The 12,786-nt window shown below is 61.0% G+C and carries 6 protein-coding genes; all 6 read left to right on the top strand.

The features are described from left to right. Positions 1–488: 488 nt before the first annotated feature. The 6 genes from AC3E6W_RS06410 to AC3E6W_RS06385 all read left to right on the top strand — a co-directional run bounded on the left by AC3E6W_RS06410 (position 489) and on the right by AC3E6W_RS06385 (position 12,775). The gene (locus AC3E6W_RS06410) at positions 489–2,849 is read left to right on the top strand and encodes a fibrinogen-like YCDxxxxGGGW domain-containing protein (protein WP_490652627.1); all 2,361 of its coding nucleotides are present in this window, start codon (positions 489–491) and stop codon (positions 2,847–2,849) included. 435 nt (positions 2,850–3,284) lie between these two features. After that, positions 3,285–5,762: a fibrinogen-like YCDxxxxGGGW domain-containing protein gene (locus AC3E6W_RS06405; protein ID WP_306539618.1), complete on the top strand. Its 2,478-nt coding sequence runs from the start codon at positions 3,285–3,287 to the stop codon at positions 5,760–5,762. Positions 5,763–6,109: 347 nt separating this feature from the next. Further along, on the top strand, positions 6,110–6,967 hold the full coding sequence (locus tag AC3E6W_RS06400; protein WP_294618468.1) for an IMS domain-containing protein: 858 nt from the start codon (positions 6,110–6,112) through the stop codon (positions 6,965–6,967). Between the two features lie 203 nt (positions 6,968–7,170). Further along, complete coding sequence (locus tag AC3E6W_RS06395; protein WP_239665928.1) at positions 7,171–10,542, top strand: fibrinogen-like YCDxxxxGGGW domain-containing protein; 3,372 nt, start codon at positions 7,171–7,173, stop codon at positions 10,540–10,542. Between the two features lie 481 nt (positions 10,543–11,023). Further along, positions 11,024–11,812, top strand: coding sequence for a CDP-alcohol phosphatidyltransferase family protein (locus AC3E6W_RS06390; RefSeq protein WP_490652626.1), 789 nt, complete (start codon positions 11,024–11,026; stop codon positions 11,810–11,812). A gap of 12 nt (positions 11,813–11,824) precedes the next feature. Next, a complete protein-coding gene (locus tag AC3E6W_RS06385) occupies positions 11,825–12,775 on the top strand; it encodes a glycosyltransferase family 2 protein (protein WP_490652625.1) in 951 nt (316 codons plus the stop codon). The last annotated feature ends 11 nt before the right edge of the window (positions 12,776–12,786 follow it).

The raw sequence follows: 12,786 nt of genomic DNA, 5'->3' as shown, positions 1-12,786 counted from the left end.
TGAATCATGGTGTGTACGGTACGAGCTGAGTGAGTGGGACGAGTCGAACGGGAGGTATTCCCGCTCTTCCCGCCGCTCGTGTGAACAGCTTTTTTATTCTAGAGCGGCTCCACCCTGCGCGGGTATTTCGCTTTCTTCGTTTCGCAGGGCGGCGAATATTTCTTAAATATTCTGCGTGCCAGTTTCTTATATTTCGAGGGTGCCCGGTCTGCGTGATTTTCGGAGTCTTTCTCCCTCCTCAACATTTAGGGCACAAATCACATTTTTCCGGTATGCGCGCAGAGCCTCCGGGCCCCGAATTCTCAGCTTCATCCTGTACGCTAGTCAATACACCGATGAGAGCACTCTCACGCATTCTTCCGAAACGAAGTGTTTTAAAGAATTACCACCTTTTATATGCATTTCGTGATGCGCTGTGCTTCTTTGAGGTCTCAATATCACCGTTTCTTTCGATGTTTCTTCCGGAACGTCGCATCAGAAAGACACATATGACAACCACATACACACAGCGTCCCGACGCCGCGCCCCGCAAGCGGGCGGCGAAAAAGTGGGCCGCATTCGCACTCGCTATGGGTACCGCGTTTGCCGCGGCACCTTTGATTCCCTCTACGCCCGCCTCCGCCGCGATCGGAACCCACGATGGCTCCAGCAGCGATAAGGCGGCTGCTTCATGTTACGAGGTCAAGCAGGTCAACCCCTCGGCCTCTTCTGGCACCTACTGGCTGTACACCCCGGCCATGAGCGGTCCCGCGCAGTTCTACTGCGATCAGGAGACCGACGGCGGCGGCTGGGTCATGGTTGGCCGCGGCCGAGAGGGCTGGACCGAGTCCTACAACGGCACGGGCGACCCGAACCAGCTGCACCAGAACCCGACCGGACCGGCCGCGTTCACCCCGGTCCAGCTCTCGGGCACCACCGTGGATGCCCTGCTGAACGGTATTAAGCCGCAGGACCTCCCCGACGGCATGCGCCTGCACCGTGCGCACAACGCGAAGGGCACCCAGTGGCAGGACGTGTACGTTCAGCGCCCCCAGACGGATCAGTGGACCTGGGCCATGAGCTACGCCCAGCGCTGGGGTACCGTGCGCTTCTCGGGCGCGGGTATTAACCGCACCGCCCACATGGGTCTTTTCGCCTCGCAGATGGCGCCGGGCATCACGACCAGCTCCGTGAAGTTCTTCGCGAACCCGAACCAGGGTTACCAGATTGGTTTTGCGTACGGTGCGCTGGTGAACTTCGGTAGCGAAAACCCGGATTCGTACATCTACCAGAAGCGCGGTTCGGCTGGTTACTCCATCCCCTTCACCCAGGTGTTCCTGCGCCCGAAGCTGACGCAGAACGACCTGCACTTCTCCTCGATCGGTTCGGGTTCCGCGGCAAGCAACCGTCGCGCCCTGCCCAATAGCTACACGATGCCCGTGCGTTGGCGTACGAGCGAGCAGACCGGTACCGGCAAGAAGAACGAGATGAACACCTACGTTCAGGCCATCACCCAGGTGGGCGATACGGTCTTCACCGGCGGCGACTTCAAGTACGTCGAGTCGGCCGGTGGCGAGCGCGTGAACCAGTCCTTCCTGGCCGGTTACAACGTGGATTCGGGCGAGCTGGTTCGTTCCTTCCGCCCGACCTTCAACGGTCAGATTAAGGCGCTTGAGGCCCTGCCGAATAACCGCCTGGCGGTTGGTGGCGAGTTCACCGAGGTCAACGGCGAGAAGGTCAACCACTTCGTGATTCTGGATGCGACCACCGGCCAGATTGACCGTACCTGGGATGTTCAGGTGCAGCGCCGTAACGGCGATGCGGCTCAGGTGAAGACCCTGCTGGTGCAGGACGGTTACCTCTACATCGGCGGTAACTTCACCCATGTTAAGGGCAACACTTCTAAGGCTTACGCATATTCACGTGGTGCCGCTCGTATTAAGCTTTCCAACGGTGCGGTGGACTGGAATTGGCGCCCGAACTTCAACGGCACGGTCAATGGCATTACCGCCGCTTCCGATAATTCGACGGTTCACGCCGCCGGTTACTTTACCGAGCTGAACAATCAGCGCGCTTTCCGTCTGGCCGCGTTGAAGGGCTCCGACGCTTCGAACATTAAGTGGGAGTGGGAACCCTCGCTGAAGCTGAACATTACTGACCGCATTGTGTACGCGTTCCAGTTCGATGTTCAGGATGCCGGCTCGACCGTGTGGACCGGCGGTGCCGACCACCTGATCGCTAACTACTCGAAGAACGGTTACGGCCGTATTTCTTCGTCCATCTCTAAGTACGGTGGCGACTGGCAGGACCTGCACCTGAGCGGTAACACGATTTACGGTGCTTGCCACTGCGGCGACGTCCTCTTCGAGGGCTCGACCGGCTACCACACGTACTGGAAGGAATCGAAGGCCGTTCACCGCATGCGTCTGGTGGCCGCTTTCGATAAGGACAGCGGCGAGGTCATCGGCGAGTTCAGCCCGGTGCTCAAGGGCGCCAGCGGCTACGGCGTGTGGGAGTCCTTCGTGGATTCGCGCGGCAACCTGTGGGTGGGCGGCGACATCAACCGCTCGCTGGGTGCTAACGGTGAGCAGCGTACCGTGGGCTTTGCCCGCTTCGCGGCTCGCGACGTGACTCCCCCGGCTACTCCCTCGAACCTTTCGGCCCGTCGAGATGGTTCGACCGATAAGCTCTCGTGGTCCGGCGTTCGTGAGGGCGGCGTGCGCTACCAGGTGTTGCGCGATGACCGCGTGATTGCCACGGTGAGCGGCACCAGCTACGAGGTGGAGCACACCGACGGCGCCCGCTACTACGTGCGCGCAATCGATGGTTCCGAGAATTACTCGGCCTCTACGGGTGCGGTCCGGGCCTAGCACCCCCGTCGCGGGCTGAATGAGCCTGCGTCTTTCCCGGCTATCGCCTGCGAGAGGTTCCCCGCGGAACTCTCGCAGGCGGCGGCGCACCCGGGGTATCGCTACCCCCCCCCCTGGTTTTGGTTCTTTCCGAGCTTGACGCGGCCCGCAGGGTTCGCATCGGCGGTCAGATCCGTTCCGCATCTTCTTGGCGGCCGCTCCGGCGACATCAGGTGATGCGGTTGAACGCGTTCAGGGGCAGCCGGCGGGTCACCCGCCGACAGGTCCTGAACGTATTCATTCAATTTCCGATAACTACACTCACTGATTCCGATGGTGGACACGCTGTTAGCTCGGGTTGAGCGGCTTTCTTTAAGGCGCTCGCAGCACCGATGCGCAAGAGAGCCGAGCATGAGAAACGCGCCCGCTACCGGTTGAGGTCTCTGAGGAGAGACAATGAATTTTCTTCCGTTGATGCGTCGGGGGCGTTCTCGTTCCCTGACCTCCGGCGGCGACGCCGTTCCCCCCAGTTCTGACGTAGCGTCCCGTTCGAGGTCCCGGGCTTGGGGCGCCGCGGTGGCTTCCGCCGCGATGGTGGTTGCTTCGCTGGGCCCGATTGCTTCGGGTGCGCAGGCCGCCGATGCCGGCTACTATGATGGTTCCTCAAGCGAGCGAGCCGCGGCCAGCTGCTGGGAGGTTAAGCAGAACAAGTCGAACGCCAAGAGCGGCGCCTACTGGCTGTACACCCCGCAGATGAGTGCCCCGGAGCAGTTCTACTGCGATCAGGAGACCGACGGCGGCGGCTGGGTCATGATTGGTCGAGGCCGTGAGAGCTGGACCGAGAACTACAACGGTCGTGGCGATGCCAAGCAGCTGTACCAGAACCCCACCGGTTTTGACGCGGTGCAGTTGCCGGGTCAGACGGTGAACGCGCTGCTGAACGGTACCCGTCCGCAGGATCTGCCCGACGGCGTGCGCTTCCACCGCGCCATGAACGTGAACGGTACCGCGTGGCAGGATTTCAAGGCGACGCGTGCCGCAAGCACCGAGTGGTCCTGGACCTTCCGCGCGACGATGTACTGGTCGAACATTTCGATTACCCATCCGCGACAGTACCGTGGCTACAACTACTACAGTCAGGATAAGACTGAGGGCAATATCTTCCGTTACGGCTATTCGGACGATTACCGTTCCCTGTACTTCGCGGAGAAGCCCTCGCAGGGTTACAAGCTGGGCTTTACCTACGGCCCGAACGCTAGGATTACGGGGTGGTTCCAGAATTACCTGCTGAACAGGACTTCTTCGTATATCTACCGTCCGGCGAACGACCATTCCACGCCCCTGGTCTTTACCCAGATTTTCCTGCGCCCGAAGCTGACGCAGAACGATCTGGCGGCTAAGGGTCTGCACGACTACGGCCAGCAGGGTGCCGAGGCAAGCAACCGCCGCGCGCTACCCAATAGCTACTCCGAGAAGTGGAAGTGGCGTACGAGTAAGACGACCGGTACCGGCAAGAACGGTGAGATGAACACCCAGGTTGAGGCCATTACCGAGGTGGGCGGCGCGGTCTTCACCGGCGGCGACTTTGCCTACGTCGAATCGGCCAGCGGCGAGAAGGTCGACCAGGCTTTCCTCGCGGCTTACGAGGTGGGTACCGGTGAGTTGCGCCGTTCCTTCCGCCCGAGCATCAACGGTCAGGTGAAGTCGGTTGAGGCGCTTCCGAATGGCCTGTTGGCTGTGGGCGGCACCTTCGACACGGTGAACGGTGAGAACCACAACGGCTTCGTGCTGCTGGATCCGAAGACCGGTCAGGTGGCGAAGCAGTGGGATATTCACGTTCAGAGCCGCATCTCTTCCCTACCGGTGCAGGTGAAGACCCTGCACGTCCGCGACGGGTACCTGTACCTCGGTGGCTCCTTCACGCACCTGAAGGGTAACACCTCCCCCACGTACGCCTACTCCAGGAACCTGGCCCGCATCAAGCTGAGCAACGGCGAGGTGGACTGGAACTGGCGTCCGGTCTTCAACGGCACGGTGAACGGTGTGAGCGCTTCCGAGGGCAACAGCCACGTGTACGTGGCCGGCTATTTCACGCAGCTTAACGGCGGTGAGGCTTTCCGCATCGCCAACATCACCAATCCCCGCCAGAGCGGCGGCGACTGGACCCACGATCCCTCGTACGTTCCTTCCAGCGCCCAGACCTGGGACCTGAAGAACGAGCGTAAGATGTGGGGCTTCCAGTTCGACGTTCAGGACGCCGGCACCTCCGTCTGGCTGGGCGGCACCGAGCACATGATTAGCCGCTACGATAAGTCGAGCATGCAGCGTACCTACAGCGCGATTACTCGCGAGGGTGGCGACTTCCAGGATCTGCACCTGAGCGGTAAGACTATCTACGGTGCCTGCCACTGCGGTGACTTCATCTACCAGGGCGCAACCAAGATTGATGCGGAGTGGAAGAACGCCACGGATGCCCAGACGATTCGTTTGGTCGCGGCCTTCGATAAGGACACCGGCCAGGTGCTGCCGGAGTGGGCCCCGATTATGAACGGCGCGCACGGCTACGGCGTGTGGGAGTCCTTCGTGGATTCGACCGGTACCCTGTGGGTCGGCGGCGACATCAGCAAGTCTCTGGGTGCTAACGGCGTGCAGGAAACCGTGGGCTTCGCTCGCTACGCTGCTCGCGACGTGACTCCCCCGGAGACCCCGCAGAACCTGCAGGTGAAGCATAACGGTGCGAAGGATCAGCTGAGCTGGTCCGCTGTGCCGGAGAAGCGAGTGACCTACCAGGTGTTGCGCGATGACCGTCCGATTGCGACGGTGACGGACACGCACTACTCGGTTGATCATCGCGATGGCGCCAAGTATTACGTGCGTGCGGTGGATACCTCGGGCAATTATTCCGCGAGTACCCAGGCCGTGCGGGCAGCATAACCCCTTTTCAGAGCGGATATCGAGTAATATAACGTTTAATTCAACGTGATATTCGCCCTAATGCCCCGGGTTAGTTGTACAACTCACCCGGGGCATTTTGCACATAGTGTATGCATTTCCCTCGGATGCATCATAGTTTTCTCACCTAAAGATATACATTTCCTTCATATGCAGGTTTATACCCAGCAATACCTGTTCTTTATTCTCAAATGTTATGAAAATGCAATCTTTAAAGTCCAGGTATTTTCCCAGCTTGGCGTGATAGCCTTTAGGGGCCGAGCCCCCGGGCGCGGTATTATCCTTCCGGAATATTGACCGTCTCACTCCAACCACCTAAGAGGCTTCCCATGTCTAACCTTTTCTCTGCGGGTTCTTCAAAAGCCCGTCGCCTCGGCGCTCTGAGCACCCTCGCGGTGTCTGCGCTTCTGTTCAGCGCCTGCGCTTCCGAGAACTCCACCGCGCAGAGCTCTTCGTCGGCCACGCCCTCGGCGAGCGCTTCCACCAGCGCCTCCGCAGCTCCGTCTTCTTCGGCTACCGACGCGCAGGCTTCGGCCTCGTCCAGCCGCATCCCCGATCAGGGTTCCTCGGAGGCTAACCCCTCCGCAAGCACTGAGGCTACCTCCTCTGACGGCCAGAAGCTGGAGGAGATTTACACCGGCTCTGAAGACATGAAGAAGGCCTCTCCGGTGCCCACCGATAATGCCGAGGTCAAGAAGACCACCGAGCTCGTAAACTCCTACGAGGACATCCTCTCCAAGGTTAAGCCGGCTCCCTCCGCCGCGGCTTCGCAGGAGGCAACCAGCGAGCCCACCAGCGATGAGGACGCTCAGGCGCAGAACACGGAGAAGGCTCGCGCGGTCCTCGATGAGGACACGATTCGTGCCATCGAAAACATTGCCGTGGATTCCGCCGCCTCCGAGTTTGCGGTGCAGGCCTCCGAATACGCTTTGGCTGGTTGGCACTATGAGGGTTCCTCCACCGTGGTGGGCACGCCCCGCATGGCCGATACCGAGTACAAGGGTCAGCCCGCACGCCTGCTGGAAGTGTGCATGGACTCTTCCTCGGTCAAGATTTACGATGAGAACAATCAGCCCGTCAAGGATGATAGTTCTCCCAAGCGTTCACTCAATATCTATACCCTCGTTCAGGTTAACGGTCAGTGGAAGATTGCAACCCACGATTTCCCGAATAACCCTGATTGCTAGGGACTAATTGAGGTGCCGGTCTGCGCGGTTTTAGCTCAGGCCGGTCTCACCCACAACGCATTAATGATGCTGCGTTTTCGTACAATTTTTAGCATTCACCTGGAGATATTATGAAAGCCCTTTTTGGGATAGCGGGGTCCGGCTTTTCTCGTTCCGCAATAACTCGTTCGACTCTGTGCCTCAGCATTGCAACCGCGTTGGCAATGCCCGCCGCTCTTCCCACACTGACACCGGGTGCCGCGGTCGAGAAGACCGCCGAGCAGACGAACGTTCAGAAAGATTCGTCCTTCTACAACGGCACCACCTCCGAGCGTGCCGCTGCCAGCTGTTGGGAGGCTAAGCAGGCCAATCCCGAGGCAAAGAGCGGCGCCTACTGGCTGTACACCCCGGCTATGAGCGCACCGACCCAGTTCTACTGCGATCAGGAAACCGACGGTGGCGGCTGGGTCAAGATTGCTGAGGGCCGCGACGGCTGGACCGAAGGCTACGAGGGTCAGGGCGACCCGGCTCAGCTGTATAGCTCCGCGGCGCCCGCATCCTCCGGCCTGACGCTCAACCAGGACCAGGTTCGTCCCTACTCTTCGCTGCCCGCGGCCACGACCCCGGTGCAGCTTTCGGGCACCACTATTAGCGAGCTGCTCAACGGCACCTCTCCTCAGGATCTCACCGATGGTTACCGCTTCCGCCGCGTGCTGAACACCTCCGGCACCAAGTGGCAGGAGGTAACCGTGCAGCGCCGTCAGACCTCCGAGTGGACCTGGGCCCTGCGTGCCGACGCTATCTGGTCCAACACCGTAATCCAGAACCCCGACGAGTTCTCCGCGTACAACGAGAACGGTCGCCGGGATTGGGCCAACGGCACCTGGCAGGATCACCTGTTGCGTGGCCAGGATAACGGTTTCAAGGCTCTGCTCTTTGAGGAGATGCCCAAGCAGGATTACCGCATTGGCTTCCGCTACGGTAAGAATTCCCCCATCTCTCAGGACGGTTCCGAACCCTCCATGAGTGATTCGCGCAACTCCTACATCTACACCAACGAGGGTACGACCCAGAGCGCTTTGGGCTACACCCAGATGTTCCTGCGCCCCAAGCTGACCCAGAGCGACCTGAAGCTGACCCAAATTGGCGTGAAGGGCACCGAGGCCAGCCAGCGTCGTAAGCTGCCCAATAGCCGTTCGGCTACCTGGCGCTGGCGCACGAGTTCCGCGACTTCCAGCGGCAAGACCGACGAGATGCACACCTACGTTGAGGCCATCACCGAGGTCAAGCACGACGAGAACTCCTCCACCGTGTTCATCGGCGGTGACTTCAAGTACCTGGAGTCTTCCACGGGCGAGGTCGTGAACCAGTCCAACATCGCGGGCTTCGATCCGAAGACCGGCGAGCTGCGCCGTGACTTCCACCTGACGCTCAACGGCCAGGTCAAGGCGGTTGAGGCCCTGCCGAATAACCGTCTGGCAATCGGCGGCTACTTCACCACGGTAAACGGCCGCCCCTTCTCGGGTTTCGTGGTCGTGGACGCCTCCACCGGTGAGGTTGCCCCCGAGTGGGAAAACGTGAGCATCTCCAACCGCATTAAGGGCAATGAGCTCGTGGTGAAGACCATTCACCGCCAGGGCGACTACGTGTACATCGGTGGCTCCTTCACCCACGTCAAGGAGAGCGATAACTCGGGCGTCGCATACTCCCGCAATATCGCGCGCTTCAAGCTGGGCGCCCCCTCCAATGGTGTGCCCGGTATCGTGAGCATCGACCGCGACTGGCGCCAGGTGTTTAACGGCACCGTGAACGGCATCAGTGCTTCCAAAGATAACTCGCACGTGTACGTGGCCGGTTACTTTACCTGGCTGAACGGCGCCCTGGCGTACCGCGTGGCAGATATTACCGAGAACCTCCAGAAGGGCGGTAACTGGTCTTACCAGAACTCCGAGATTCCCGCCGGTGCGAACGTGAACGACCTGATGCACGAAACGAAGGTCTGGGGCTTCCAGTTCGACGTTCAAGACACCGGATCCGGAGTCTGGGTTGGCGGTACGGAGCACCTCATCTCTCGCTACGACAAGAGCGATATGCGTCCTACCTACACCGCGATTACCCGTGAAGGTGGCGACTTCCAGGATCTGCACCTGGATAAGGAACGTAATACTCTCTACGGTGCTTGCCACTGCGGCGATTTCCTATACCAGAATTCGCACACCAAGCGTGCGCCGCTCCCCGAATCCACCGTGATTCATTCGGTGAAGCTTGTGGCTGCCTTCGACCCGGAGACCGGTAAGATGCTGCCCGAATTCGCCCCCGCCATTAAGGGCGATCACGGCTTCGGCATCTGGGAGTCCTTCGTGGACTCCACCGGCACCCTGTGGGTCGGTGGCGATATTCACCGCACCCTGGGCGTCAACGGTGTCCAGAACACCGTTGGTTTTGCGCGTTTCGAGCAGCGTGACGTGACTCCGCCGGCTACGCCTCAGAACCTGAAGGTGGAGCTCAAGGACGATAAGGACGCTCTGACCTGGGATTCCGTGGCCGATAGCGGCACCGTGCGCTACCAGGTTCTGCGCGACGACCGTCCGATTGCTACCGTCTCGGGCACCTCCTACGAGGTGGAGCACCGCGATGGCGCGCACTACTTTGTGCGTGCCGTGGATGCCTCGAACAACTTCTCGGCTTCGACCGGAGTCCAGATTTCGCCCGTCCGCCCGACCCCCGAGGCCACCGCCTCGGAGAGCCCCATCGAGACTCCCACCGCCAGCCCTTCGGAGAGCCCGGCCGAGAGCCCCAGTGCTGAGGCCACCGCTTCGGAGAGCCCCGCGGAGACTCCCACGGCAAGCCCCACGGCTGAGAACCCGAAGACCGAGGAGCCGCAGCCTGACCCGGCGCCCAAGGAGCAGGTTGTCCTGCCCTACGGCTCCACCTGGAATTACGTTGTATCCGATAGGACACCGAACCGCGCGAAGGCGTGGAAGTACGACTTCCACTTCTCTCTCGAGGATCTGGCCACCACCAGCTGGAACAAGGGCCGCGCCCCCATCGGCCTGGGCGCGGGTAACTTCAACACCCGCGTTCCGATTCGTTACAGCCGCGTGTACAACAACATCTACGCCTACACCACGATTAACCTCACCCGCGATCAGGCAAGCCGCGACCTGAAGCTGACCACCTACGCGGACGATGCCGTTGCGGTGGCGGTCAACGGTCAGGAAGTGGGTCGCGCAGGTTTCGGTACCAAGCTGCCCCTCTGGAACACCGCCGTTGCGACGCGCAGCGTGTCTGCCGAGCAGGCCCAGAAGACCCCGGTGACCTTCACGGTTCCGGCTTCTCAGCTGAAGGCGGGTACGAACCTCATCGCCGTTGAGGTGCACGGCGCTCGAGGCGGTTGGTTCACCCGCACGGGTGTCAGCTTCGATCTGCAGGCCATCGTCACCGCGGCCGCGCAGAACCAGGAAAAGCCTGCCGCCCAGAACGATGAGAACGGTGAGCGAGCCGCCACTGCTGAGAATGCTCAGCAGGGCCGCAGCGTCCGCACCGTGCGTGAGGGCGTGGGCACCCGCGTTCCTCTTTCCGCACGCCGAGGCTAAGCACTCCGTCTAGCGCGGGGCACATTCTGCGGATTCCGCCATGGGGTTTGATTTTCCGAATGATTTCGGAAAATCAAACCCCATTTGTGCGAATAAAATACTTTTTCGTGTTCGTGAGAGTGAATTATTCTCAAATGATTAGAGGCATCTAATTATTCGAGCCCCAGCGATATACCGGGGGTGTTAGTCGCACTCCAGAACGGGATTCGTACCGCTCAAATAGACCGGCGCATATCCCTCTTCACACAAGGGAAAATACACCAAAGGGCTTAGTCAGTGAGTTTTAAGACATATTGCTAGACACCTATCCCGCGAGAAGGTTTCCGCTTTATCTCGTTGTAAAATATCGATATAGTGGTGTACTGAGAAAAGGAGCTAACCACTCATTTCTTAGGCGAGACTTCCGGACTTTCTCGCGCCCATCCCGAAAGGGAGTAATTCGCTCTCCTTCACTCCTCTCACCGATTCAAAGGAATTGTGCATGTCCACCTCCGAGGCACCTCACACCCCGAATTCAACCCCCTCATCGGGATTCGCCACCACCTTCTCCAGCACCCTGCGTTCCCTGGAGGCCGCTCAAAAGCCCGGTATTGGCGTGCCCGCCTACACCCGCTGGGTCAACCGTCGCGTCGCCCGCTACTTTGCCGCCGCCGCCGTGGCCCTGGGCATCACTCCCAACGGAGTCACCGCCATCTCCGCCGCCTGCTCCGCGGCCGGTCTTATCGTGCTCATCGCCTGCCCGCCCTCCGTAGGTGTGGGCATCTGCGTAGCCCTGCTCTTCGCACTCGGTTACGGCCTGGACTCCGCCGACGGCCAGGTAGCCCGCGTGACCGGCGCATCCTCCCCCGCCGGCGAATGGCTCGACCACGTGGTTGACTCGATTCGAGTGCCCTCCGTGCACATGGCCACCCTGCTCTCCTTCTTCCTGTACCCCGCGCACTACTCCTTCAGCGGGTCCCACGCCTTCAACGGCTGGCTTATCGCCATGCCCATGATTTTCACCGCTCTCACCGCGGGCCACTTCATGAGCCAGATTCTTGCCGAGCAGCTGCGCAATAACCGCAAGACCGCCGCTCCCCCGACCGGCGGCCCCCTGCGTTCCTTCGTCAACCTGCACATGGACGCCGGAACCCTCTGCTGGATTTACATCTTCCTCGGCTTTGGCCCGCTCTTCGTGGTCGTGTACGCCCTGCTGCTGCTCGCCAACGCCGCCACGATTCTGGTGTCTATGCGCCGCAAGTACGTCAGCCTGTCCACCCCCGCCGAGTAAGGAGAAAGACCAATGATGCACTTCACCTCTCGCAACCCCGCCGTCTCCGCCGTCATCGCGACCAACGGCAAGCGCCCCGAGCTGCTGCGTGTGGCCGTGCGCTCCATCCTGGACCAGAGCTACCGTGGCTTCGTCGAGGTCATCGTCGTGTTCGACCGCGTTGAGCCCGACCGCCTCGAAGACATCGAGGTCGGCGAAAACCGTGCCCTGAAGATCGTCTCCAACACCCGCACCGGCGGCCTGGCCGGCGGCCGCAACAGCGGCATCCTCGCCTCGACCGGCGCCATGATTGGCTTCTGCGACGATGACGACTACTGGATGCCTTCCAAGCTCACCCAGCAGGTTGCCCTCTGGCGCGAAAACCCCGAGGCCGCGGGTATCTCCTCGGGCATCATCGTGCGCTCCGGCGGCCAGGACATCGTGCGCCTGGCACCCGAGCGCGCAACCTTCGCGGATTTCCTGCGCTCGCGCATCACCGAGATTCACCCCTCCGCCATGCTGTACTCCCGCGAAGATCTGCTCGGTGTCGACGGTGAACCCGCCCGCATCGGCCTGGTCGATGAGGAACTGCCCGCCGCCTACGGCGAGGACTACGACCTACTGCTGCGCGCGACCCGCACCGGCGATATCCTGAGCGTGCCCGAGCCGCTGATTCTGGTGCTCTGGGATCGTCCCTCCTTCTTCTCGGGCAAGTGGCAGTCCATGGTGGACGGGCTGACCTACATCCTGCGTAAGTTCCCCGAGTTCGAGCAGGATCCCAAGGGCCTTGCCCGCATTGCCGGTCAGGTCGCGTACGCTCAGGCATCCCTGGGCAACAATAAGGAGGCGCGCGCCTACGCACGCGCCGCGTTGCGCCGCGACCCCAAGCAGCTGCGTGCCTGGGCCGCCTACGTGGTCTCCACCGGCATTATTAAGCCCGCGACCCTGCTCGAGCTCGTCCAGAAGACTGGCCGAGGCCTCTAACCCGGATACCG

This window comes from Rothia sp. SCPM-O-B-18226 (M350), from assembly GCF_058213595.1.
Note: the sequence above shows the minus strand (reverse complement) of the source record. Positions and strands in the feature narration are given on the sequence as shown.

What these genes read in the sequence shown, in the direction of transcription:
- AC3E6W_RS06410 (WP_490652627.1), top strand. Translation starts at nt 489, where the DNA reads ATGACAACCACATACACACAGCGTCCCGACGCCGCGCCCCGCAAGCGG.
- AC3E6W_RS06405 (WP_306539618.1), top strand. Translation starts at nt 3,285, where the DNA reads ATGAATTTTCTTCCGTTGATGCGTCGGGGGCGTTCTCGTTCCCTGACC.
- AC3E6W_RS06400 (WP_294618468.1), top strand. Translation starts at nt 6,110, where the DNA reads ATGTCTAACCTTTTCTCTGCGGGTTCTTCAAAAGCCCGTCGCCTCGGC.
- AC3E6W_RS06395 (WP_239665928.1), top strand. Translation starts at nt 7,171, where the DNA reads ATGCCCGCCGCTCTTCCCACACTGACACCGGGTGCCGCGGTCGAGAAG.
- AC3E6W_RS06390 (WP_490652626.1), top strand. Translation starts at nt 11,024, where the DNA reads ATGTCCACCTCCGAGGCACCTCACACCCCGAATTCAACCCCCTCATCG.
- AC3E6W_RS06385 (WP_490652625.1), top strand. Translation starts at nt 11,825, where the DNA reads ATGATGCACTTCACCTCTCGCAACCCCGCCGTCTCCGCCGTCATCGCG.